The organism is Serratia sp. CY83965 (assembly GCF_052166375.1).
Lineage (GTDB): Bacteria > Pseudomonadota > Gammaproteobacteria > Enterobacterales > Enterobacteriaceae > Serratia > Serratia marcescens.
In genome coordinates this window covers 62730-87594 of the sequence record NZ_JBJNOV010000005.1, presented here as the reverse complement: position 1 = coordinate 87594, position 24865 = coordinate 62730, and the positions used below count along the sequence as shown (strand labels likewise).

Genomic DNA, 24865 nt, shown 5'->3' with positions numbered 1-24865 from the left:
CGCTTGAATCCCATGCTAGTCTTCCCCTGCCACCGCGACAAACGATATATTTAGTGGATATCTGATTAGACAGGCTTATCGATAATGTTAAAACACTGGCCTCCTTTGAGCGCCCTGCGCGGTTTCGAAGCGGCGGCGCGCCTGGGCAGTTTTCATCAGGCCGCCGAAGAATTGCACCTGACCCAATCGGCCATCAGCCAGCAGATCCGCAGCCTCGAGGCGTTTCTGGAACAGCCGCTGTTCTTCCGCACCGGCCGCAGCGTAACGCTGACCGACGCCGGCCACGATCTGTTCAGCACCGCACAGGTGATGCTGCAACAGCTGGCCGTCGGCATTCGCCGTTTGGATCAGTACCGCAAACCCAACCAGTTGATCGTCAACACCACCCCGGCCTTTGCCCGCCACTGGCTGACGCCGCGGCTGGGCGATTTCAACCGGCGACATCCGCAGATCGATCTGTGGCTGTTCACCAGCTTTGAACCGCCGGATATGGCGGCGGACAGCATCGATCTGGCGATCCGCGACGATCTCAGCGCGCAGGCGGACTGCACCTTCAAGGTTCTCTGTACCGACCGGCTCTACCCCGCCTGCCACCCCAGCCTGCTGGCGTTGACGCCGGAGCAGCGCGTGACCTTGCACGGCGAACGTGAGATGGACTGGAGCCACTGGGCGGTGGCGGGCGGCGCGCACGTCGGCCAACGCGACAGCGGGCTGAACTTCTCCGATCCTGGTCTGCTGCTGGACGCCGCCTGCAATGGCCTCGGCATCGCGTTGGTCAGCCAACTGCTGGCGCAACACGCGCGCGACGTCGGGCTGCTGCAACCGCTAACCGAGCAACGCGTGCGCGGCGCCAACTGGGCGTGGCTGCTGCACCGCGACAGCGAACACAATCCGCTCGCCCGGCACTTCTGCCAATGGCTCCAGTCGGCGCTGTCCGCCGGCGCATAACGCGCCACGTCACGATTTGCTACTCTGGTCAGGCGGCCCCGCCTGACCGCTGCTACCTTCAATAAAGCGTCGCAACAACCCGAAGAAAACGCGCTAACCTGCTGTTTCAAAATAATTAGTTGAATTCACCTGATAACTGAACATCGCTAAAAGGATCTTCTATGTCTGCCGGTTTATTGAAAACGATAGCTCTGAGCGTGGCCCTTGCCTGCACCGTTCCCGCCGCCTTTGCCGCCGATCTGACCGCCGGCGCGGTCGCCGCCCCGGATCAGTATGGCGCCAAGGTCGCCGCGCACATTCTGCAGGCCGGCGGCAACGCGGTCGACGCGGCGGTCGCCACCGCCTTTACCCTGGCCGTTACCTACCCTGAAGCCGGCAATATCGGCGGCGGCGGCTTTATGACGTTGTACGTCGACGGCAAACCCTATTTCCTCGACTACCGCGAAGTGGCGCCCAAGGCCGCCGGCAAAACCATGTATCTGAACGAGAAAGGCGAAGTGATCGAGAATCTCAGCCTGGTGGGCAGCCGCGCCGCCGGTGTGCCGGGCACCGTGCTGGGGTTGTGGGAAGCCCATAAGCGTTTCGGCAAGCTGCCGTGGGCCGAACTGCTGACGCCGGCGATAGGTTACGCCCGGCAAGGTTTCACCGTGGCGGACCAGCAGTATCAATACCGTGAAGACGCCAACAAACTGTTCGCCGGTAAAACCAACTTCGGCGACTATTTCGGCGCCATGAAGCCCGGCACGGTGTTCAAACAGCCGGAGCTGGCCGCCACCCTTGAGCGCATCGCCAAATCGGGCGCCGACGATTTTTATCACGGCGAAACCGCCCGCCTGCTGGTGGCGCAAATGCAGCGCGACAACGGGCTGATCGGTGCGGCGGATTTGGCCGACTATCGGGTGAAATGGCGTGAACCGATGCGCATCAGCTGGCGCGGCAACACCGTGTATACCGCCCCGCTGCCCAGCTCCGGCGGCATTGCGCTGGCGCAGCTGCTGGGGATAAAAGAAGATCGCGCCGCCGACTTCAAGGGCGTGCCGCTCAACTCGGCGCGCTATATCCACCTGATGGCGGAAATCGAAAAACGCGTGTTCGCCGATCGCGCCGACTACCTCGGCGACCCGGATTTCACTAACGTGCCGGAAGCGCAGCTGATCGCCCCCGACTACCTGCAAAAACGCGCCGCCGAGATCAACCCGACGGCGATCTCGCCGACCAAAAAGGTGCGGCCGGGGCTGGAAAGCCACCAAACCACCCACTTCTCGATCGTCGATGCCGCCGGCAACGCGGTCAGCAACACCTATACGCTCAACTGGGACTTCGGCAGCGGCGTGGTGGTCAAAGGCGCCGGCTTCCTGCTTAACGACGAGATGGACGACTTCAGCGCCAAACCCGGCGTCGCCAACGCCTTCGGCGTGGTGGGCAGCGACGCCAACGCCATCGAGCCGGGCAAACGCATGCTCTCCTCGATGAGCCCGACCATCATCACCCGCGACGGCGACGTCACCCTGGTGATCGGCACCCCGGGCGGTTCACGCATCTTCACCTCGATCTTCCAGGTGATCAACAACCTCTACGATTACCACCTGCCGCTGGCGCAGGCGGTGGCCGCCCAGCGCGTGCACCATCAGCTGTTGCCGAAGGACACCGTCTACTATGACAGCTTTGCGCCGCTGACCGGCAAACCGGCGGACGAGCTGAAGGCCATGGGTTACACCCTCGAAGACCAGGGCTGGAATATGGGGGATATTCAGGTCATCCACATCGATGGCCGCACGCCGGAAACCGCGTCCGATCCGCGTGGCCGCGGCGTGGGCCTGGTGGTGAAAAAGTAACGCCCCGGCGGCCCGCCTTCGATTAGACGGGCCGCTACTTCCCCGCATTGACTGCCGCTGCGCCCTTTCTTACTCATCTATACTGAAGCGACAGGCGCGCGTTTGACGACGGCGGCGTCTGCCTTCCTTCTTAGACGATAACGAAAATATTATTTTAAAATCAATCACCTGCATTTATCGTAAGCGGTGTCGGAGGCAATCAACAATGGCGAAAAGACGAGCAGTACCCGGTGTCCATCCCTACGATGGGCCCGCCGGCGGTTGGGGCGCGCTGAAAGCGACGGCCATCGCCGTGCGCACGCAGATGGATACCTTAGAAGCGCCGGTGACGCTGATGCGCACCAACCAGCCCGACGGGTTTGACTGCCCGGGATGCGCATGGCCGGATAAAGAGCATCGCTCCACCTTTCAGTTTTGCGAAAACGGCGCCAAAGCGGTGACCTGGGAAGCGACCAGCAAGCGCGTGACACCCGAATTCCTGGCGCAAAATACCGTGACCTCACTGCTGCAAAAAACCGATTATCAGTTGGAAGACTATGGCCGCCTGACCACGCCCCTGTTTTATGACGCCGGGACGGACACCCTGCGCCCGCTGGCGTGGGACGAGGCGTTCCAACGCATCGCCGCCGTCTTGCAGACGCTGCCGCCGGAACAGGTGGAATTTTATACCTCCGGCCGGGCGTCCAATGAGGCGGCCTACCTGTTCCAGCTGTTTGCGCGTGAATTTGGCAGCAATAACTTTCCCGACTGCTCCAACATGTGCCATGAGCCGACCAGCGTTGGCCTGCCGCAATCGATCGGCATCGGTAAAGGCACCGTCTCGCTGGACGACTTTGACAGCGCGGAGCTGGTTATCTCCATCGGGCACAATCCGGGCACCAACCACCCGCGCATGATGGGCACGCTGCATGAGCTGGCGCGCAAAAAAGTGCCGATCATTGTCTTTAACCCGCTGCGCGAGCGGGCGCTCGAACGTTTCACCGATCCGCAAAACGTCATCGAAATGGCGACCTACAGTTCGACCCCGATCGCTTCAACCTACTATCAGGTCAAAGCCGGCGGTGACGCCGCGGCGCTCAAAGGCATCGCCAAAGCGTTGCTGCAGTTGGATGATGAGCATGGCAATGCGCTGGATCACGCCTTTATTGCCGAGCACACTGAAGGGTTTACGGCTTTCGCCGCCGACCTGAAGGCCACCGGTTGGGATGCGATTGAGGCGGAGAGCGGCCTGGCGCGCCGGGATCTGGAACAGGTCGCCGCCGCTTACGCGAAATCCAATGCCACCATCGTGACCTATGGCATGGGCATTACGCAGCACAATAAAGGGACGGCCAACGTGCGCCTGATCGCTGACCTGCTGCTGCTGCGCGGCAACATCGGCAAACCGGGCGCCGGCATTTGCCCGCTGCGCGGCCACTCTAACGTGCAGGGCAATCGCACCGTCGGCATCACCGAAAAACCCTCGGCCGAATTTTTGGCGAAGTTGGAAACGGTGTTTGGCTTCACGCCGCCCAAGGCCCACGGTCACGATGCCGTGAAATGCATGCAGGCGATGATCGACGGCGCCTCGAAGGCGTTGATCTGCCTGGGCGGAAACTTCGCCGTGGCGCTGCCGGACCCCGATCAGAGCTTCCCGGCGATGAAAGCGCTGGAGTTAAGCGTGCATATCGGCACCAAACTCAACCGCAGCCATCTGTTGGTGGCGAAAGAAACCCTCATTCTGCCCTGCCTGGGCCGCACCGAACTGGACATGCAGGCCGGCGGGCGACAATCGGTGACGGTGGAGGATTCGATGTCGATGGTGCATGCCTCGTCCGGCAAATTAAAACCGGCGTCGGAGCTGTTGCGTTCGGAACCCGCCATTGTGGCCGGCATGGCCAAAGCGGTGATGCCCGCCAGCAAGGTGCCCTGGGATGAACTGATCGAAGATTACGACGTGATCCGCGATCTGATCGAAAAAACCATTCCGGGCTTCGACGATTACAACGCGCGCATTCGCCAACCCGGCGGTTTCCGCATGCCGCTGCCGCCGACCGAGCGCCAGTGGCCGACGGCGACGGGCAAAGCGATGTTTTCGGTGTTCAGCGGGTTACATGAAGACCAGATTGCGGCGGAACAAAATACGCTGCGGCTGATCACCCTGCGCAGCCACGATCAGTACAACACCACCATTTATGCCTTGGATGACCGCTATCGCGGGGTTTTCGGCCGGCGCGACGTGCTGTTTATGAATGACAGCGATCTGCAACGTTTGGGGCTGGAGCATGGCGACGTGGTCGATCTGGAAACGGCGCTGCCCGGCAGCACCCAGCGCCTGGAAGGCATCACGGTGATCGCCTACAACATCTCAGCCGGATCGGTCGGCGCCTACTACCCGGAAGCCAACGTGCTGGTGCCGCTGCATTACATCGATGAGGAGAGCGGCACGCCGTCGTACAAATCGGTGCCAATCCGCGTGAAGTTGAGATCCAAAGAGGTGCGTGCGGTTAAGATCGCTTAGTGGGAACGCTACGGCCCCCACTGGCATCTGAGTGGGGGCCATTTTTATCCGACTACGGGGCAGCGGCTTATTTGCCGTTGGCCAATTCGCCGTACACCACCTGGCCGCGGAAACCGCGCCGCACCTGCTGGAACAGCTCGCGGAACGCCGGGTAATCCTGCGCCTGGCACAGCGCTTCCTTGCCGCGAATGGCGTTCACCTGCAGGCGGTGATTGACGGTCACCTGCTGCCCGTCGCGCCGCCACGCCACGCGATAGTCGCCCGCCGCATTGCGGAACTGCCTGTCTTGCGGAATGGCGATAATCGGCACGTTGGCCGGCAGCTGCAGACGGTAGGTTTCGTCGTAGCGCTGCGCGGTGCAGTAGAACGGGGTTTCGTTGCCCGGCGCCGCCGTGGTGGTATACAGCGTGCGGAACGATTTGCCGCCGGGCGGGTTGGGCAACGTCATGCCGCCCACCACGCCGAAATCGACGTAGTCGTCCGCCTTGAAGCGGAAGCGGTAACCGAACTGCTTTTTGAGATCCAGCGGATCGCTGTTCATCGCCACCTCACCGCTGCCGTCGATGCCGGAGGCGGACATGATCGTCGCTTCGGCCTGCGCCCGGTTCTGGCGGTTGATCTGCGAGAAGTAGCCCCGCAGGTCAATTTCTTCCACTTCGCTCAGCCGGCGCTCGGTTTGACCATGCAGATTGCCCGCCTTGTCGAACACAAAATCGACGCTCAGCGCGCTGTTGACCGGCTGCTCGTCGCTGCCCGGCGTGCGCGCCAGTTTGGCGTCGCGCGTGAGCAGCACCGGCGCCCCCAGATCGCCCTCCGGCAGTTGGCCGAACCGCGCCCAGGGATTGGTGGAGTCCAGGTACAAATTGAACTCCGGCACGTAGGTGATGGCGTGATTAAAGCGGCCGAGCAGCGGCACGTTAGGCAGTATCGGGCCTTCATCCATGCCGATCAGCACCGGCGAGCTTTCAATGCCCTTGGCGGCGAGCAGCGCCTCCAGGATCACCACGTGATCCTTACAGTCGCCATAGTGATTATCGAGAATGCTCTGCGCCGAATTCGGCTCCAGCCCGCCGTTGCCCAGGTACACCGCCACGTAGCGAATGTTTTGCGCCACCCAGCGATAGAGGGCCTCCGCCTGCTCGCGCCGATCGCTGATGCCGGCGGTGATGTTGTCCGCCAGCGCCTGAATGCCCGGCGTCACCTTCGCCGCCGCGCCGGCCTTCAGCTGGTAGGCCTTGGCCAACTGCGGCCACTCGCGGTAGGTGCTGGCCATGATGGTCGGGCTGAAGGTCCAGCTGTCCGCCGCCCAGTTTTGCGCCTTCATCGGCGCGCTGCGCGAATAATGCCAGCGCCAGTGCGCTTGGCCGTTGCGGATCTGCGGTTGGTCCCCGCCCTCGACGCCGCGCGTGAAGATATGCATCGGCAGCTTGGCCGGCGCCTGCAGGGTCACTTCGGCGTCGTCGAACTGATCGAAAACGCTGAAGGTCTCCCACAGGCCAAAATAGTCAGGGAAATACGGGGTGTTCTGCGTGCGGCGCAGTTCGTACACCACGCGCGAGCCCGGCGCCAGGTTGGAGAACACGATGACGCGCACTTTGCGGTCGGCATACAGCGGCGCCGTGGCGCTGGAGTAGCTCTCCTGGGTGTAGATGCGATCGGGCGCCACATCGTGGCGCTGGCCGTCGGCAGTCAGCGTATAGGCGGCGACCACCTCCAGCGTTTCCATTTTCTCGCTGTAGCTCAGGCGGATTTGGCTGAATTTTTCGACCGCCGCCTTGGTTTTCAGCAGCACTTCGTAGCTTTCCGTCTTCACGTTGGTGGCGTTGGCGTTAACGCGATAATCCGCACGATAGCGCACGAAGCTGAAATCGTTGTTGGCCGTATCGTTCTGGCCCTGATCCGCCGCGGCGGGCGGTGCAGCGGCCAACACGGTGGCCGGGTGCGTCGCCGTCAAACCGGCGAGTAACAGTATGGAAGGAATAGCGATTTTCATCTTCGGTCCTTGAAGGGCGTTAAGCAGCGACACCGGGCCATACGCCCGTCCCGGCGTCAAAACAGGCGGGCACACTAATATAATTGAGAATCATTTTCAATAAACGAACCATCAACGCCGCGCTAGCCCTGCTCGATCAACATGACGGCGGTGGTCTCCGGCTCCAGCGCTTCGAAAATATGCTCGCGATCGGCGGAGTAACTGATGTAATCCCCGGCGCTCAGCACCTGCGGCTGATCCGCCGGGCCAAGGCGCGCCCGTCCACTGCTGATGATCACGTGCTCGACGGTGCCCGGCGGATGCGGCCGCGAGCATTTCGTTTCACCGGGTTGCACCCGCAGCCGGTAAATGTCGCGCTGCGCGCCCGGCGGGCAGGTGGCCAGCAGCGTGGCGGCGTAGTTGCCCTGCTCCGACAGCGCCGGCGTTCCTTCATGGGCGCGGATCACTTGCACCGGCCTGCTCGGCTGTGAAATCAGCCGGCTGACCGGCACATCCAGCGCCATCGCCAACGCCCACAGCGTTTCCAGGCTGGGATTGCCGCTGCCGGCCTCGAGCTGCGACAGCGTGGATTTGGCGATGCCTGCGCGCTTCGCCAACTCGGTCACCGACAGATTCAATCGCTCCCGCTCGCGGCGGATTGCCGCCGACAAGAGGCCGATCGGCGTGATGTTCTGCATCAGGTTATCGCTCATTGTTCATTATACCGTTCAATTGTTCGACTTGACGAACACCGTCAACCATGTTCATCATAATGTCCGATTGTTCATTTTAATGACTAAGCGGCTTCATCACAAGCACGGCCAGGCAACGAGGAAAATGAAATGAAAACGAAAACGCGCGGCGCAGTGCAAATGATCCTCGCCATGACGATCTCCGGCACCGTCGGTTGGCCGGTACTCGTTTTAGGGCAGCCGCCCGCCACGGTGGTGTTTTGGCGCTGCGCGTTCGGCGCGCTGGCGATGCTGGCGACCTGCGCCGCGCTTGGGCAGTTGAAACCCGGCGCGATCAACCGGCGGCAGCTGGCTGTCGCCATCCTCGGGGGTATCGCACTGGTGCTCAACTGGACGCTATTGTTTGCTGCCTATCAGCATGCTTCGATCGCTGTCGCCACCGTGACCTACCACGTTCAGCCGTTTATGTTGGTGGCGCTGGGGGCGCTGCTGTTCGGCGAAAAACTGACGGCTAACCGGCTGGGCTGGCTTCTGCTGGCGTTCGCCGGGATGCTGTTGATCGTCACCGGCCGGCAGAGCGGTGGCGGCGAAGGCGACTATCTGCTCGGCGTGGCGCTGGCGCTGGGCGCGGCCCTGATGTACGCCCTGGCGGCGGCGATCGTCAAACAGCTGGCCGCGTTGCCGCCGCAGCTCATCGTGTTGATTCAACTGACCGTCGGCGCGCTGGCGATGGCGCCGTTCGCCGCTCTGGCCCACCTTCCCGCGAAACCGACCGACTGGCTGCTGCTGGCGACCCTCGGCCTGGTGCATACCGGGTTGATGTCCACGTTGCTCTATGGTGCGATCCAGAAAATCCCCACCGCTCTGGTCGGCGCGCTGTCGTTCATCTACCCGGCGGTGGCGATCGTGGTGGACTGGGCAGTGTTCGGGCACCGTCTCAGCCTGCTGCAGTTGCTGGGCACGCTGGCCATTCTCGGCGCGGCGGCGGGCATGAACTTCGGCTGGCGATGGGCGCCCGCCGCGCACCGGGCCGGTAAAATCAGTTAATCCCGCCCGATGGGCAAGCTATGCACAATAAGGCATTCGCCTTGTGTCCGGCGCGGTGCTATTTATTTAAACCGTGTAGGGTAGAAGGAGTTTTTCTATGTGGCATCACCGCCTGCAACGGCGCATCCGTTTCAGCTACTGGAACGAACTGTGCGTCACAAAAAAATAAGGGAAGGCGCAAGCCTTCCCTTTTGTCATTCACCGTTCAGCTCAGAAGCGATCGGTTTTCACCACCTCGTCGAACGGCAGTTTGCCGATGCGCGGATAAGGCTGCCCCGCCGCCTTGCCGATGGCGACCATCAGCGCGATCTGATAGTGAGCCGGTTTGTTGATAATCTCGCCCACCGCGTCGAAATCAAACCCGTCCATCGGGCAAGAGTCGTAACCCTGCGCCTTGGCCGCCAGCATCAGCGTCTGGGCGAAGATGCCGCTGCTGCGCATCACCTCGTCGCGCTGCACCTGCGGCTTACCGCGATAATACTGATCGACGGCCGGGATCATGAACTGCTGTACCGGCTCCGCCGCCTCGGCCCAAACGGTTTTTACCTGTGACTCCCAGCTCGACAGATCGCCGCACAGCACGACCAGCATCGATGCGTCGGTCACCTGCGCCTGCCCCCACGCCGCTTCGCGAATTTTCTCGCGTTGTGCGCGATCTTCGATCAGCAGCGGACGCCAGTGCTGCAGGTTAAATGCGCTGGGTGCGCCCTGCAGCGCAATGTTCAACAGCGCTTTTTTCTCTTCGAGCGTCATCACGTGCTGCGTATCAAACTGCTTGGTAGCGCGGCGCTGACGGATTGCGTCTAACGTATTCATTTTACTGCCTCTGTCCATGTGAAAAACACTATTGTCGCCAACACGGCGCGGCTGTCCAGCCCCCGGCGGCTATTTCTGCGCGGTTTCGGCGCGCAAGCGGCCGACCTGCGCCGTCAAATCGGGCCACGGTGCCTGACCGGCGTAATGCTGCCGCAGGTAGTTGAGCAGGATGGCGATCTGCGCGTCATTCAGGTTATGGCGGAAGCCCGGCATATAGCCCAGCTCGGCGTTCGCCGGCCGCTGTATGCCATCGAGCACCACGCGAATGGCGTTGTCCGGCGCCTCGGCGAACAGGTTGGTGTTCAGCGCCAATGACGGCCGCACTCCCGCCATCTGCGCGCCTTTTTCCTGCGCATGGCACGCCATGCAGGCGCCGGAAAACAGCCGCGCCCCTTCCGAACTCAGAGGCTCCACCTGCCGTTCCGCCTGAGCGTTTAACGTTGCCGCCGTAGCACCCGCCGCCGTTTCAGGATGATAGCTGCGCAAGTAGACGGCGATCGCCTGCAGATCGGCCTGCGGCAAGCGCGACAGCCCTTCTTCGATCACCGGCGCCATCGGGCCAGCGGCGACGCCGTGGTTGGCCGAGTAGCCGGTGCGCATGAAATCGACCAGATCCTGCTGCGTCCAATCGAGCGGCGCGGGCGAGTGGCCGGTCAACGCGGGCGCCGTCCAGCCTTCCGCCACGCCGCCGTCCAGATGGTCGTCACCGGTTTTCTCGCCGAACAGCACGTTGCGCGGCGAATGGCAGGCGCTGCAGTGCCCCAGCCCTTCGACCAGGTACGCGCCGCGGTTCCAGTCGGCGCTCTGGGCCGCCTCGTCCTGCATCGCGCCCGGCGTCAGGAACAGCAGGTTCCAGGCAAAGATGCCCTGGCGAATATTGAACGGAAAGTGCAAATCGGTGGCCGGTGGCCGGTATTTGACCGCCGGCTGTGACATCAGGTAGGCGTACAGCGCCTGCAGATCGTCGTCGCGGGTGCGGGTAAAGGCGGTATAGGGAAACGCCGGGTAGAGATAGCGGCCCTGGCGATCGACGCCGTGGCGCATGGCGCGCTCGAACGCCGCGTAACTCCAGCTGCCGATGCCGGTTTCCACGTCCGGCGTGATGTTGGTGGTGTAAATGGTGCCGAAGGGGATCTCCATCGCCAGCCCGCCGGTGTTGCGCTCACCGCCCGCACGGGTGTGGCACACGGCGCAGTCGCCGAGATCGGCCAGGGTTTTGCCGCGCGCGATCTGCGCCTCGCTGAAACTGTGGGTCTCATCGGCGGCGAGCGGCGCGATTTCCGGCTGCCAACTGGCGACCACGCCGGCGACCACAACGGCGATCACCGTGACGCCGCCCCACCCGACGATTTTTTTCATCTTACTCATCTTTGCTGTCCTTGTTCGTTACGGGGGGTTAATGGCCGGCCTGAGCGCGCAGCGCGGCGAGCACCCGCGCCGGTGTGAACGGCACCTCCCGCAGGCGCACGCCGAGGGCGTCAAACAGCGCGTTGCCGATCGCCGCCGCACTCGGCACCGAGGCGGACTCTCCGGCGCCCATCGGCGCTTCGTCCGGGCGGTCGATCAGCTGGATATCGATCTGCGGCAATTCGTCGAAGCGCAAGATCGGATAGCCGCCCCAGTCCAATGACGTCACCCCCGTCTCGTTGAAGGTCACAAACTCTTTCAGTACCCGGCTGGCGGATTGGATAATGTTGCCGTGCACCTGATGGCGCACCCCGGCCGGGTTGATCATCCGGCCGCAGTCATGCGCCACGAAAATTTTATCGAGCGCGATCTTCCCGGAAAGGCGGTTGACGCTGAGATCGCACACCCAGGCCGCCCAGGCGGCGCCAAAGCCGGGGAATTTGCTGTGGAAATAGCGCGCATAGGCGAAGCCGCGGCCGCTCGCCACTTCGGCGCCGGCGGCGCGCGACCGGTGCGCCGGGCCGTCTTGCCAGTTCGCCTGGCGTTTCAGAGCCTCGATCAAGGCCACCGCGCGCGGATCGTTCAGGTAACGCAGGCGAAACGCGATCGGGTCCTCGCCGGCGCGCCAGGCCAGCTCGTCGATCCAGGACTCATGGGCGAACACGTTGGGCAGCGCCGAAACGCCGCGCATCCACGACGCCCGCACGATCGGCGCGGCGTCCTGGCAAATCACCCGCATGTGCGGATACGCGTATTGCGGAATGGCGGTGCGATCGCCCATCTGTTGCACGTCGGCCCGGTTGGCCATCTTGCCGGTCAACACCAGCGGCAAGGTCACCGCATTGTTGGACGGATAGCTGGTTTTCAACTCGTAGGCCGCCACTCGGTTTTGCGCGTCGAGGCCGCCGCGCACCCGGATCAGCTGACCGGTGCCCTTCGGCTCCCAGCCGGATTCCTGTTCACGCATCAGCTGCACCCGCACCGGGCGGCCGGTCGCCCGCGCCAACAGCGCCGCGTCCGCCGAGACGTCGTCGGCGCAGTTGCGGCCATAGCAGCCGGAGGCCTCCATGCGGGTGATGTGCACCTGCTCAGGCGGCAATTCCAGCAGCGTGGCGATGTCTTTGCGCAGATCGTGCGGGTTTTGCGTGCCGGACCACACCTGCGCCCGCCCGTCTTTAACCTCCGCCACCGCGCAGGAAGGGCCGATCGAGGCGTGCTGATGGTAGGGCCAGACATAATCAGCCCGCACTTCAGTATGCAGCGCCGCCAGCGCGGCATCCGTGCCCGCATCGTCGCGCAGCACGCGGTCGGTTTTCGGGTTGGCCTCCAGCGCGGCAGGCAGCGCTTCCGGCGACAGATCCGGCAAGCCGGCCCAGGGTTTCCATTCGGTTTTCAGCTGGCGCATGGCGGCGATCGCCTGCTCTTCGCGCTCGGCCACGATGCCGATGAAATCGTTGATCACCACCAGTTTCACAATGCCCGGCAGGTGCGCGATCGAACGTTCATCCACCGACAACAGGCCGCCGCCCAGCGGGGCGCTGCTGTCGGCGCCTACGTAAGGCGGGCGCACCACCCGGCCATGCAGCATGCCGGGCAAACGCAGATCGTGCACGTAGGTCAGTCCACCGCTCACTTTGGCCGGAATGTCGACTCGGGCAACGGCGCGGCCGACGTAGCGATTCTGCTGTTCACCGTTCAGCGGCACGTTTTTATCCAGCGCCACGTGCAGATTCTGCCCGCTCGCCAGCTGCGCATAGCTCAAGGAACGCCCCGGATTCTTGGTCACAAACACCTGCCCCGCGGCCGCCGTCAGCTGGTCGGCCGGCAGTTCGAAGGCTTTGGCCGCCAGCGCCGTCAGCATATGTCGCACCTGCGCCGCCGCCTGGCGCAGCGGCACCGACGTGACCTGGATGGTGGCGCTGGCGATGGTCGGCCCCTGATCCGGCGTGCGTTGCGTATCGCCCAGGATCATCGTGACGTGCTCGAACGGTGCGCAAATTTCGTCGGCGACGATCTGCGCCAGCGCGGTGCGAATGCCGGTGCCGAGATCGACGTGGCCATTGAAGGCCGTCACCCGGCCGTCGGCGGTGAGGCTGATAAAGCTGTCTACCCTGTCCAGCGGCAGATCGGCAGGCGCTACAACCGCCTCGGCGGCGAAGGCGTTAAACGGCGCGGGCAGCAGACTGCTGACCATCACCACACCCCCGGCCTGCAACAACTGTCGGCGGGTCAGTTCGAGGCGGCTCATGCTTGCCTCCGCGCAGCCAGCAGATCGCGGGCGCGCTCGGCGGCGCGCAAGATCTCAAGGTGGGTGCCGCAGCGGCACAGGTTGTAGGCCAGCTCTTTCTTGATTGTCTGTTCATCTGCATCCGGCTCGCGTTCGAACAACGCGACCAGCGTCATGATCATGCCGTTGGCGCAGTAACCGCACTGCGCCGCCTGCTCATCGATAAACCCTTGCTGCACCGGGTGCGGCGTTTCCGCTGTTCCCAGGCCTTCCAGCGTGGTGACGGACTTGCTTCCTACGGCGGCCAGCGGCATTGAGCAAGAACGCGCGGCGACGACGTCGATCAGCACCGTGCAGGCGCCGCACTCCCCCAGGCCGCAGCCATATTTGGGGCCATTCAAGTGCAGATCGTTGCGTAAAACGTACAGCAGCGGCGTGTCGGGCGCGAGATTGCCGAGTGGAACCACCCGGCCATTAACGTTGATTTCCATGGTGAAACTATCCCTTAAACAAACGGATTTAATCCGTAACATCACTGCGGCGAATAATTGAGCAGCATGCTAATAATTATCATCAAAAGACTTGATGATGTTAAGGGAATGTAGCCGCCATGGCTTTAACGAAAAGTGGGTATTTTCTATAAATTTCCGATAGATAAGCCCGGTTTTATGATTGCTTGCCGTGATTATTGTCGATCATCAATTCGGCCTCGGCGCCGTCAACCAACAGCCGCACACTGGCTTCGAACAGCGCGTCTGCCCCCTTATCCTGCAATGTTTCCCAGCCTTCGCACAGCAGCGGGTAACGCCGGCGATCGGCGTCATTCAGCGCATCGTCCGGCTGCATTTGTTGCTCTTCCAGCACCCAGCCCACCACGAAGCGCCCGACGGCGAACAGCAGATTAACGGCGCGTTCCGGCGTCAACCCCGCCCGACACAGCAGCGCCACCTTGGCCTCGATAATGGCGAATTGCGGCTCCTGCGGCCGGGTGCCGGCGTGCAGACGCGCGCCGTCGCGGTAAGCCAGCAGAGCCCGACGGAAGTTGCCGGCATTGGTGACAACCCAATCCTGCCAGGGCATGTCGGCGGGCACCTCTTCACGGTGATCCAGCATGATGGTTTCCGCCATCGCCTTCAGCAGCTCGGCCTTGTTCTTGAAATGCCAATAGAGCGTGGGAGATTGCACGCCCAAATGTTGCGCCAGGCGGCGGGTGCTCAGCGCATCGATGCCGATCTCATTCAGCAGCGCCAGCGCCCCGCGCAGGACGGTTTCACGCGTTAAACGCATCGCAGTATTTTTTTCGCTCATCTCTCTATCACTGATAGGGTAACTGTGGAATACTCAATACTCTATCATTGTTAGAGTCACAATTTTGAAAAAACCCATGCTGGTTATTTTGTTGACGGTGTTGCTGGATGCGGTGGGCATCGGTCTGATCATGCCGATTCTGCCGGCGTTGTTGCGCTCGCTGGGCGGTCTTGACGCCGGCAGCCTGCACTACGGCGCCCTGCTGGCGGCCTATGCGTTAATGCAATTTCTGTTCTCGCCGATCCTCGGCGCGCTGAGCGATCGTTTCGGCCGGCGGCCGGTGCTGCTCATCTCGCTCGCCGGCGCGGCGGCCGACTATCTGCTGATGGCGTTCGCACCGACGCTGGCCTGGCTCTATCTGGGCCGGTTGCTGGCGGGCATCACCGGCGCCAACATGGCGGTCGCCACCGCTTACGTTACCGATATTACTCCTGCCGGCCAGCGCGCGCGGCGTTTTGGCCTGGTGGGCGCGGTGTTCGGCGTCGGCTTTATCGTCGGCCCGCTGCTCGGTGGCTCGCTGGGCGAATGGCATCTGCATGCGCCCTTCCTGGCGGCGGCGGCGATGAATGCCCTCAACCTGATCATGGCGTTTTTCCTGCTGCCGGAATCGCGCAAACCCCGCGCCCGTGCCGCCGAGAAAATCCGCCTCAATCCCTTTTCGTCATTGCGACGGCTGCACGGCAAACCGGGCCTGTTGCCGCTGGCCGGCATTTACCTGATCATGGCGCTGGTTTCACAGGCGCCGGCCACGCTATGGATTTTATACGGTCAGGATCGTTTCGGCTGGAGCATGATGGTGGCGGGCCTGTCGCTGGCCGGTTACGGCGCCTGCCACGCGCTGTCGCAGGCCTTCGCCATCGGCCCGCTGGTCGCACGGCTCGGCGAACGCAAGGCGCTGCTGATCGGCCTGGCGGCCGACGCGCTGGGTCTGATGCTGTTATCGATCGCCACGCGCGGCTGGGCGCCCTTTGCGCTGCTGCCGTTCTTCGCGGCGGGCGGCATGGCGCTGCCGGCGCTGCAGGCGTTGATGGCGCACAAGGTGGACGACGACCATCAGGGCGAGCTGCAAGGGACGCTGGCCAGCATGGGCAGCCTGATCGGCGTCGCGGGGCCGCTGGTGGCGACGGCGCTGTATGCCGCCACGCGCGATGTCTGGCCCGGCCTGGTCTGGGCGTCGGCCGCCGCCCTGTATCTGCTGGTGCCGCTGTTGCTGGGGCGTTCGCGCGAGCGTGACGCGGCATAGCGTCATGCCCCCCTCTCCCGCTTAAGCTCATTTATGGCTAAACAAGGCATTATTCAGCATAAGCGGGCGCTTTACACGCCACTGCGCCGCTCATTATCATCGCCCTTATCCCGCCGCAGGAAAATTTAAATGCCGTTTCATGGCGTTACGCCCAGCGCGTCATCGCTATCGTTCACTTGCCTATCGGAAAATCAGGATGAGAAAACTCACAACGCCGCTGATCGCCGCCCTGCTGCTCGGCCTGTTTAGCCTGCCGGCCGGCGCGCAGGAGAAACCGCAGCAAATCACCATCGGTTACCAGAAAGCCAACATTTTTGCGCTGCTGAAATACCGCGGCACGCTGGAAAAAGCCCTTGAGCCGCAGGGCGTCAAGGTTCGCTGGATAGAATTCCCCGCCGGCCCGCAGATGCTGGAAGGGTTGAACGTCGGCAGCATCGATCTGGCGGCGACCGGCGACGCCCCGCCGGCCTTCGCGCAAGCCGCCAAGGCCGATCTGGTTTATTTGGCGCATTCGCCGCCCAGCCCGAAAACCGAAGCCATCGTGGTGCCGCAGGATTCGCCGATCCGCTCCGTGGCCGATCTGAAAGGCAAACGCGTGGCGTTGAACAAAGGATCTGACGTCAATTACCTGCTGGTGAGCGCGCTGGAACAGGCCGGCTTGAGCTACAAGGACATCACGCCGGTCTACCTGCCGCCGAGCGATGCCCGCGCCGCCTTCCAGCGCGGCAGCGTCGACGCCTGGGTGATTTGGGATCCCTACTACGCCGAGGTGGAAACCCGTGCCAACGCCCGCCTGCTGAAAGACGCGGAAGGCCTGGTGCCGCACTACACCTTCTATCTCGCCAGCCGCCGCTTTGCCGAAACGTACCCGGACAGCGCCAAACAGGTGATTCAACAGCTCGGCGCGCTGAGCGACTGGGCCAACGGGCATCCACAGGAGGCGGCGGCGATCCTCGCTCAGAGCACCGGCCTGGATCAGGCCATTTGGGCCAGAGCCATCGCTCGCATGCCGTTCGGCAGCCAGCGCATGTCGCCGGAGGTGTTCACGCAGCAACAACAGTTGGCGGATAAATTCACCGCCATCGGGCTGCTGCCGGTTAAGGTGGATGTCAACGCCGCCCGCTGGTCAGAAGATAAACCCGAGGCGCCATAGCTTTTGCCGCGCGTTGGCTTTAGAAAGCAGAAACCGGCATTTTGCCGCCGGCATCAGTTGGCCTATGCTAACTCTGTGTGATGAAACGCGTTTTCATGGCATGTCTTCCGGAACGTTTTTGCTTTAATTTGTTCGTCGTGAACCCTGGGCCGCCCCTGACTGGTGCGGCTTTTCTTTTTTGTTCGGCAGTGCCAGCAGCGGGGAATTTTGCTATGTTAACCCGCAGATACGCTTCCCGTTTTCAGCCGCCGGATCGACTCATGTTTACCCACAAAGCAATCGCCGCGCTCAACGCCCTGGAGCTGATGGTTTATAACTACGTCAGCAAACACAAGAATCAAGTGATGTACATGACCATCCGCGAACTGGCCGAGGCCGCCGGCGTGTCCACCACCACCGTGCTGCGATTTTGCAAAAAAATGGGGTGTGACGGCTATTCGGAATTTCGCATCCGTTTCAAACTGTACCTGGAGCAAACCGATGCGCCGCCGGTCGATTCCGGCATCGGCGAAATTCTCAGTTTTTTTAAAAGCGTCAGCAACGATGAATTTAATCAGCTGCTCGATGAAGCGGTGCGGCATATCGCCGCCGCCGAGCGGATTATTTTCGTCGGCATCAGCACCTCTGGCGCCTTGGGGAAATATGGCGCGCGTTTCTTTTCCAACGTCGGTAAATTCAGCACCCATATCGACGATCCTTATTATCCCGTCAACAGCGATATGTATAAAAACGCGGTGGCGATCATGTTGTCGGTCTCCGGCGAGACCGAAGAGATCCTGCGACTGGCGAGCCAGTTCAGCCTGCACCACTGCAAGATCATCAGCATCACCAACAACGAAACCTCTTCACTGGCGCGGCTGGCGGACTTTAATCTCTCCTACCACGTGCCGCAGCATTTGATCGGCGGGCATCACAATATCACCACGCAAATCCCCGTGCTTTACATTATTGAAACCATCGGCAAACGGCTTGGGCATATTAATTCGGAAAAATAAAACAGGCTGTTTTTTTATTGTGACAAATCACTTTGCACGGCGATTTGTTATATCGTGACATTTCTTTCGGTCTTGTTACTCTATTGGCAATGCAAACGTTATTATCCTTCATTAAATAAGATGAGACATTGACGATGAAACAGTTGCCGAAAGATTTTCTGTGGGGAGGCGCGGTCGCCGCGCACCAGGTTGAAGGCGGTTGGGATCGGGGCGGCAAAGGGCCAAGCATCGCCGACGTGCTGTCCGGCGGTTCGCACGGCGTCGATCGCGTGATGACCGACGGCGTGCTCGACGGCTACCGTTACCCCAACCATGAAGCGGTGGATTTCTACGGCCGCTACAAGCAGGACGTGGCGCTGTTCGCCGAGATGGGTTTCAAATGCTTCCGCACTTCGATCGCCTGGACGCGCATCTTCCCGAACGGCGACGAAGCAACGCCAAACGAGGCCGGCCTGCAGTTTTACGACGATCTGTTCGACGAGTTGCTGAAATACGGCATCCAGCCGGTGATCACCCTGTCGCACTTCGAAATGCCTTACCATTTGGTGAAAGCCTACGGCGGCTGGAAAAATCGCCGGGTGGTGGAGTTCTTCGTGCGCTTTAGCGAAGTGGTGATGCGCCGCTATCGCGAAAAAGTGAAGTACTGGATGACCTTCAACGAAATCAACAACCAGAGCAACTACCGCTACCCGCTGTTCGGCTACTGCTGTTCCGGCGTGGACTACACCCAGGAAGACAACCCCGAGCAGACGCTGTACCAGGTGTTGCACCACCAGTTCGTCGCCAGCGCGCAGGTGGTCAAACTCGGCCATCAGATCAACCCGGAATTCAAGATCGGCTGCATGCTGGCCTGCGTGCCGTTTTACCCATACTCCTGCAAGCCGGACGACGTGATGTACGCCGTGGAAGCGATGCACCAGCGCTATCTGTATACCGACGTGCAAATGCGCGGCTACTACCCCAGCTACCTGCTGCGTGACTGGGAACGCAAAGGGCTGAAGATCGAGATGCAGCCGCAGGACGCGCAGATCCTGCGCGAGGGCTGCACCGATTACATCGGCTTCAGCTATTACATGAGCAATGCGCTGCAGGCCAACGCGGTGGACGGCAGCGACGGCATGTTCGGCTTCCCGGGCAATGTGCCGAACCCGCACGTCAAAGCCTCCGACTGGGGGTGGCAGATCGATCCGGTCGGGCTGCGCTATTCGCTGAACGTGCTGTATGAACGTTACCAGAAGCCGCTGTTTATCGTGGAGAACGGCTTCGGCGCCTTCGATAAGGTGGATGCGGACGGCCAGATCAACGATGACTATCGCATCGACTATCTGCGCGCCCATATCGAAGAGATGAAGAAAGCGGTGATTGAAGACGGCGTAGATCTGATCGGCTACACGCCGTGGGGCTGCATCGACTGCGTGTCGTTCACCACCGGTGAGTATAGCAAACGCTACGGGTTCATCTACGTCGACAAACACGACGACGGCACCGGCACGCTCGAACGTTCGCGCAAGAAAAGCTTCGACTGGTATCGCCGGGTGATCGCCAGCAACGGCGAACAGCTGTAACCGCCGCAGCTCAGGGGCGGTGACGCCCCTTCTCGCCCATGCCGAACGGCATGGGCGTTTTCGCTTATATCGCCGGGAATGGCGCCCCGACATAATTTTCCGCCAGCATCGTCATGGCGCTGCGTGATTTCACCGTGTACTGCAGCTCTGAGAGTTGCAGCCGGTGTTCGAAAGGCGTGTCTTCCCGCCGGGTATGCAGCATGTGGGTCATCCACCAGGAAAAATGCTCGGCGCGCCAGACCCGCTGCAAGGCGGTGTCGCTGTAATCGTCCAGCCGTTGCCAGTCGCCTCGCCGGTAAAACGTCTCCAGCGCCTGGGACAACAGGCAAACATCGGCCATGGCCAGATTCAACCCTTTGGCGCCGGTCGGCGGCACGATATGCGCCGCGTCGCCCGCCAACAGCAGGCGCCGGTAGCGCATCGGTTCGGTAACGAAGCTGCGCATGCCCACCACGTTTTTCTGAAATATGCGGCCCTTTTTCAGCGTCCAGCCTTCATGGTTTTCCAGCCGCTGCTCCAACTCGCGCCAGATACGATCGTCCGACCATTGATCGACCTGTTCCGCAGGATCGCACTGAAAATACATGCGCTGCACGCCGGGCGAACGGGTGCTGATCAACGCAAAACCGCGCGGATGGCAGGCGTAGATCAGCTCTTTGCTGGACGGCGGCGCTTCGACCAGAATGCCGAACCAGCCGAACGGATAGGTGCGGGTGTAATCCTGCCGCAGCCCACCGGGCATCGCCGCGCGGCTGATGCCGTGGAATCCGTCGCATCCGATGACAAAGTCGCAGCGGAGCCGGCGCGGCTGGTCGCCATGACGGTAGTGAACCTCGGGCTGCGCGCTGTCCAGCGCCTTCAATTCAACCTGCTCCACCTCGAAAAATAGATGGCCCTGCGCCGCCAGACGCGCGGCGATCAGGTCTTTCAAAACTTCGTGCTGGGCATAAACGGTGACGGCGCGCTCGGTCAATCCGGCCAGATCGATGCGGTGCTGCCGGCCACCAAACGCCAAGCGGATCCCCTGATGCCGCGTCCCTTCCCGCCGCATCCGCTCCCCCAATCCGGTCTGCTCGAGCAGATCGACGGTCCCCTGTTCGAGCACCCCGGCGCGAATGGTCGATTCCACCGCCTCCCGGCTGCGCGTTTCCAACACCACCGATTCCACACCTTGCAGGTGCAGCAGATGGGACAACATCAAGCCGGCCGGACCGGCGCCGATGATCACAACCTGTGTGCGCATAGCATGACTCCCTCATAGCATTTTGTTGAGCGGCGCCGGCAGCGCCGGGTAGCCGCCGGAAAGGTGTTTGGCGAGCAGCGCCAGCGCCGCGAACAGCGCCGGGATGGCCAACAGCGTGAAAATGGTGCTGAACGACAGCTGCATCTGCATCAGCACGCCACCGCTCATCGCCCCCAGAATGCCGCCAAAACGCCCGAGACCGAGCATCCAGGCCACGCCGGTCGCCCGGCTCTGGGTGGGATAGAACCCGGCCGCCAGGGCCGGCATGGATGACTGGGCGCCGTTCATGCAGGTGCCGGCGATGAATACCGTGAGCGCCATCAGCAGCGGAGAGGTATAGACATAGCCGATGATGCCGACGAACAAACCGGTCAGCAAATAGCCGACGGCCACCACCTTGTGCGGGTTCATGCGATCCATCAACCAACCGATAATCAATACGCCGAGCCCCCCGCCGAGCGGAAACAGCGCGGTGATCAGCGACGCCTGCGTAACGGAGGCGCCGGTTTCACGGATCAGCAGCGGCAGCCAACTGGTCAGCAGATAGAAGATCATCAATCCCATGAAGTAAGTCAGACACAGCATCAACGTGCCCAGCAGATAGCGACGCGAAAAGATCATGCCCAGCGGCGACGCTGCCTTTATCAGCCCCTCTTCCTGCAACATGAAGCGCGGCAGCGGCGTCATTCGGATCGGCGCAATGCGCTTCAGCACCTTGGCGATGCGCTCTGCGGCATAGCCGCGCGCGACCATGAAGCGCACGGATTCAGGCAAGGCGGCGATCAGAACCAGCGCCAGCAACAACGGCATAACGCCGCCCAGCACCAGCACGCTCTGCCAGCCGAAATGCGGGATCAGCCAGGCGGAAGAAAAACCGCCCAGCGACGAACCGAGAGGGAAACCGCAAAACATCAGATTCACCATCAGGGCTCGGCAGCGCTGAGGGGCATATTCCGACATCAGCGTGGCGGCGTTCGGCATGGCCGCCCCCAGTCCCAGCCCGGTCAAAAAACGCAGCAGCGTCAGCGTCGAAAGCGAGCCGGCGAAGGCGGTCAGCAGGCTGAAGCCGCCAAACAGCAGCAGCGAAATCACCAGCACTTTCTTGCGGCCGATGCGATCCGCCAACGGGCCGGCGGCCAACGCGCCTACCGCCAGACCGACCAGCGCGGCGCTCATTACCGGCCCCAGCGCGGTTTTGTCTATTCCCCACTCCTGCACCAGCGACGTGGCGATGAAACCGATAATGGCGGTATCGAAACCATCCAGCGCGACCGCCAAAAAACACAAAGCCAGTATCAACCACTGGTAGCGAGAAAATGGCTGGTTATCGATAAACCCTCGAATTTCTACGTTGTTATCATGCGGCATGGCGTGCTCCTCAGAGAGTGCGGCGAACCTCACCGCACGGAACAGCCGGCTGCGAGCCGGCGAGAGGGTTAATTTGTGCGATTATCGGAATATAGTTCGTTAATCGACAATCAAATCAAACCACCCCACGGCGAATGCTTCAATATTGTTAAAAAAATAAGCGTGCGATAAACGAACATCAGAAAGCGGTAAATAAAATAATTTTATTTACTATTAATTGGATATGGAGATTTAAGCCGTGACTGCGGCGTGGGGAGTTGTGATTTTGTTAACATTTTAAAAACATCATGAGCGCCCGCTCTGACGTTGCCCCTGGACCGGAGGGAACCGGCGCTTGTCAAACCGCGCTCGCCGCCTAAAAACAGGAAGCGAGCGCAAGCCTCGGCGCTATTGGCTCACGGCGCCGTTTGCGCGGCGGCGAGGTATTTCGCCATTTCCGCCGTCGGCACCATGCCGCCGCCGGTCGCCCATACCAGATGCGTCGCCTGGGCCAGGTGCTCGGCGCTCACGCCCTGCTCGCTGAGCTCCCCCGCATGGGCCGCAACGCGCCACGGCCCGGCCATGCCGGCCAGGGCGGAGGGTTCCAGCTGGATATGCTCGTGCCTGTCCAACAACCCAAGCAACGCGAACATCTCTTCGTCGCTCAGGGTGTAAAACGCGCTCAGCAGGCGCTCCATCGCCCGGCCGACAAAACCGGAGGCGCGCCCCACCGCCAGTCCGTCCGCCGCCGTGCGATTGTCGATGCCGAGATCTTGCACCGCAATGCCGTCATGCACCCCGCTGTAGACGCCGAGCAGCATGCAAGGGGAATGGGTCGGTTCGGCGAAAATGCAGTGAACGTGATCGCCGAACGCCAGCTTGAGGCCAAAGGCGACTCCGCCCGGCCCGCCGCCGACGCCGCACGGCAGATAAACGAACAGCGGATGCTGCGCGTCCACCACGATGCCCTGTTCGGCAAACTGCCGCTTCAGGCGGCCGCCGGCCACCGCGTAGCCGAGGAACAGGGTTTGCGAGTTTTCATCGTCGATAAAGAAGCAACTCGGATCGTCCGCTGCCTGTTTGCGCCCTTGTTCGACCGCCACGCCGTAATCGTCGGCGTACTCCACCACCGTCACGCCATTGTCGCGCAGCTTTTGCTTTTTCCACGCCCGCGCATCCGCCGACATGTGCACGCTGACGTCAAACCCAAGCCGGGCGCTGATGATGCCGATGGATAATCCCAGATTGCCGGTCGAGCCGACGGCGATGCGGTACTGGCTGAAGAACTGACGAAACGCGTCGGAAAATAGCCGGGCGTAGTCGTCGCCGGTGTGCAGCAGCCCCGCCTCCAGCGCCAGCTTTTCCGCGTGCGTCAGCACCTCATAGATGCCGCCACGCGCCTTGATTGAGCCGGAAATCGGTAGATGGCTGTCCTTTTTCAACAGCAGGCGCCCGCCCAACGTCTGCCCATAGCGCCGATCCAACGCGAGCTGCATGGCCGGGATCGCCACCAGCTCGGATTCGATGATCCCCTTTGTCGGTTGGGTTTCCGGGAAGGCCGCGGCAAGATAAGGCGCGAAACGCGCCAGGCGCTGCTCCGCGTCGGCGACGTCGGCGGCGGTCAACCCGACGTGGGGCAACCCTGCGGCCAGCGTTGTCGCGCGTGGATTGAACCAGGTGATCGGCTCTAGCGCGACCATGCGTTGCAACAGCGGATGCTGGGCGACCCACGATAGGATCTGTGATTTCTGCATAAGTGTCCCTGACTGATGTTGGCGTTGCCGTCACCTTGCCGCGAACGCCGACGGCTGACAAATGATAAATTCTGAGCTTGAGGTGCAATAGATTGATGCAAGCGCGGCGTTAGCCGGCCGTCACGCCAAACAGCAGGCCAACGCCGGAAGAAACCGCCATCGCCAGTGCGCTCCAGATGAGAATGCGCGCCACGCCCGGCAAGATCGGCGCCCCGCCGGTTTTCGCGGCGATGCCGCCGAGAACGCCGAGGGAAATCAGCGCCGAGGCCACCAGCGCCGGCCGCGTCCAGGCGACCGGTGCCCACAGCGCCACCAGCAGCGGCAGCAGCGCGCCGAGGGAGAAACTCAAGGCCGACGCCAACGCGGCCTGCAGCGGCCGGGCGCGGGTAGCGGAGGAAATGCCCAGCTCGTCGCGCGCGTGCGCCTCCAGCGCATCATGCGCCATCAGCTTTTCCGCCACCTGCCGGGCCAGCGCCGGATCCAGACCGCGATGCACGTAGATTGACGTCAGTTCGCGAAACTCCCCCGGGTAGTCTTCAAGCAGCTCCGCCTGCTCTTCCGCCAGCGCGGCCTTTTCGGTATCCGCTTGCGACGAGACCGACACATACTCGCCGGTGGCCATCGACATTGCGCCGGCCACCCACCCGGCGACGCCGGCGATCATCAGCGCGGAATGCGAGGCGCTGGCCGCCGCGACGCCCAGCAGCAGGCTGGCCGTTGAAACGATGCCGTCGTTGGCGCCGAGCACCGCCGCCCGCAGCCAACCGATGCGTTCGATACTGTGCCGTTCTCGATGCATCCTTTCTCTCCCTC

At 62.1% G+C, this 24865-nt stretch carries 19 protein-coding genes; 8 read left to right on the top strand and 11 right to left on the bottom strand.

What is annotated here, in order from left to right; all coding sequences use genetic code 11:
* Positions 1 to 84: 84 nt before the first annotated feature.
* From ACJ8PL_RS14595 to ACJ8PL_RS14585, 3 genes are all read left to right on the top strand, one after another.
* Complete coding sequence (locus ACJ8PL_RS14595) at positions 85 to 948, top strand: LysR substrate-binding domain-containing protein (RefSeq protein WP_033640260.1); 864 nt, start codon at positions 85 to 87, stop codon at positions 946 to 948.
* 161 nt (positions 949 to 1109) lie between these two features.
* Complete coding sequence (ggt, locus tag ACJ8PL_RS14590; RefSeq protein ID WP_240293559.1) at positions 1110 to 2783, top strand: gamma-glutamyltransferase; 1674 nt, start codon at positions 1110 to 1112, stop codon at positions 2781 to 2783.
* 205 nt (positions 2784 to 2988) lie between these two features.
* Positions 2989 to 5283, top strand: coding sequence for an FdhF/YdeP family oxidoreductase (locus ACJ8PL_RS14585; RefSeq protein ID WP_089184638.1), 2295 nt, complete (start codon positions 2989 to 2991; stop codon positions 5281 to 5283).
* A gap of 67 nt (positions 5284 to 5350) precedes the next feature.
* On the opposite strand, the gene ACJ8PL_RS14580 is transcribed toward ACJ8PL_RS14585, so the two are convergent.
* Both ACJ8PL_RS14580 and ACJ8PL_RS14575 read right to left on the bottom strand, forming a co-directional pair.
* Complete coding sequence (locus ACJ8PL_RS14580) at positions 5351 to 7276, bottom strand: DUF3857 domain-containing protein (protein WP_033640243.1); 1926 nt, start codon at positions 7274 to 7276, stop codon at positions 5351 to 5353.
* 122 nt (positions 7277 to 7398) lie between these two features.
* A complete protein-coding gene (locus ACJ8PL_RS14575) occupies positions 7399 to 7968 on the bottom strand; it encodes a helix-turn-helix domain-containing protein (protein WP_016927668.1) in 570 nt (189 codons plus the stop codon).
* A gap of 129 nt (positions 7969 to 8097) precedes the next feature.
* Between ACJ8PL_RS14575 and ACJ8PL_RS14570 the strand changes: the two genes are divergently transcribed.
* Positions 8098 to 8994 (top strand): DMT family transporter, encoded by an 897-nt coding sequence (locus ACJ8PL_RS14570; protein WP_240293560.1) that lies wholly within the window; start codon positions 8098 to 8100, stop codon positions 8992 to 8994.
* A gap of 210 nt (positions 8995 to 9204) precedes the next feature.
* Here the strand turns inward: ACJ8PL_RS14570 and ACJ8PL_RS14565 are convergent, their stop codons facing one another.
* From ACJ8PL_RS14565 to tetR, 5 genes are all read right to left on the bottom strand, one after another.
* Positions 9205 to 9810 (bottom strand): nitroreductase family protein, encoded by a 606-nt coding sequence (locus tag ACJ8PL_RS14565; protein ID WP_033640238.1) that lies wholly within the window; start codon positions 9808 to 9810, stop codon positions 9205 to 9207.
* A 69-nt stretch (positions 9811 to 9879) separates the two neighbouring features.
* Positions 9880 to 11178, bottom strand: coding sequence for a c-type cytochrome (locus ACJ8PL_RS14560; RefSeq protein ID WP_079452109.1), 1299 nt, complete (start codon positions 11176 to 11178; stop codon positions 9880 to 9882).
* 28 nt (positions 11179 to 11206) lie between these two features.
* Complete coding sequence (locus ACJ8PL_RS14555; protein WP_079452108.1) at positions 11207 to 13465, bottom strand: xanthine dehydrogenase family protein molybdopterin-binding subunit; 2259 nt, start codon at positions 13463 to 13465, stop codon at positions 11207 to 11209.
* A complete protein-coding gene (locus tag ACJ8PL_RS14550) occupies positions 13462 to 13935 on the bottom strand; it encodes a (2Fe-2S)-binding protein (RefSeq protein ID WP_442531239.1) in 474 nt (157 codons plus the stop codon). The genes ACJ8PL_RS14555 and ACJ8PL_RS14550 overlap by 4 nt, the downstream gene beginning before the upstream one ends.
* A gap of 175 nt (positions 13936 to 14110) precedes the next feature.
* Positions 14111 to 14752, bottom strand: coding sequence for a tetracycline resistance transcriptional repressor TetR (tetR, locus tag ACJ8PL_RS14545; RefSeq protein WP_016927662.1), 642 nt, complete (start codon positions 14750 to 14752; stop codon positions 14111 to 14113).
* Between the two features lie 64 nt (positions 14753 to 14816).
* On the opposite strand from tetR, the gene tet(41) reads away from it, so the two are divergent.
* The 4 genes from tet(41) (at position 14817) to ACJ8PL_RS14525 (ending at position 19708) form a co-directional block, all read left to right on the top strand.
* Positions 14817 to 15995 (top strand): tetracycline efflux MFS transporter Tet(41), encoded by a 1179-nt coding sequence (tet(41), locus tag ACJ8PL_RS14540; protein ID WP_071525934.1) that lies wholly within the window; start codon positions 14817 to 14819, stop codon positions 15993 to 15995.
* A 196-nt stretch (positions 15996 to 16191) separates the two neighbouring features.
* Entirely contained in the window at positions 16192 to 17148 is a 957-nt protein-coding gene (locus tag ACJ8PL_RS14535) for a sulfonate ABC transporter substrate-binding protein (RefSeq protein ID WP_079452106.1), read from the top strand.
* Positions 17149 to 17408: 260 nt separating this feature from the next.
* Positions 17409 to 18143, top strand: a complete 735-nt coding sequence (locus ACJ8PL_RS14530; protein WP_240293561.1) for a MurR/RpiR family transcriptional regulator — start codon at positions 17409 to 17411, stop codon at positions 18141 to 18143.
* Positions 18144 to 18271: 128 nt separating this feature from the next.
* On the top strand, positions 18272 to 19708 hold the full coding sequence (locus ACJ8PL_RS14525; protein ID WP_097101991.1) for a 6-phospho-beta-glucosidase: 1437 nt from the start codon (positions 18272 to 18274) through the stop codon (positions 19706 to 19708).
* Positions 19709 to 19772: 64 nt separating this feature from the next.
* Here ACJ8PL_RS14525 and ACJ8PL_RS14520 read toward each other — a convergent pair whose 3' ends face one another.
* From ACJ8PL_RS14520 to ACJ8PL_RS14505, 4 genes are all read right to left on the bottom strand, one after another.
* Positions 19773 to 20951, bottom strand: a complete 1179-nt coding sequence (locus ACJ8PL_RS14520; protein WP_442531238.1) for a 4-hydroxybenzoate 3-monooxygenase — start codon at positions 20949 to 20951, stop codon at positions 19773 to 19775.
* A gap of 12 nt (positions 20952 to 20963) precedes the next feature.
* Complete coding sequence (locus tag ACJ8PL_RS14515; RefSeq protein ID WP_240293563.1) at positions 20964 to 22319, bottom strand: aromatic acid/H+ symport family MFS transporter; 1356 nt, start codon at positions 22317 to 22319, stop codon at positions 20964 to 20966.
* 395 nt (positions 22320 to 22714) lie between these two features.
* A complete protein-coding gene (locus ACJ8PL_RS14510; protein WP_240293564.1) occupies positions 22715 to 24052 on the bottom strand; it encodes a D-serine ammonia-lyase in 1338 nt (445 codons plus the stop codon).
* 109 nt (positions 24053 to 24161) lie between these two features.
* Positions 24162 to 24851 (bottom strand): VIT1/CCC1 transporter family protein, encoded by a 690-nt coding sequence (locus ACJ8PL_RS14505; RefSeq protein WP_033640227.1) that lies wholly within the window; start codon positions 24849 to 24851, stop codon positions 24162 to 24164.
* Between the last annotated feature and the right edge of the window lie 14 nt (positions 24852 to 24865).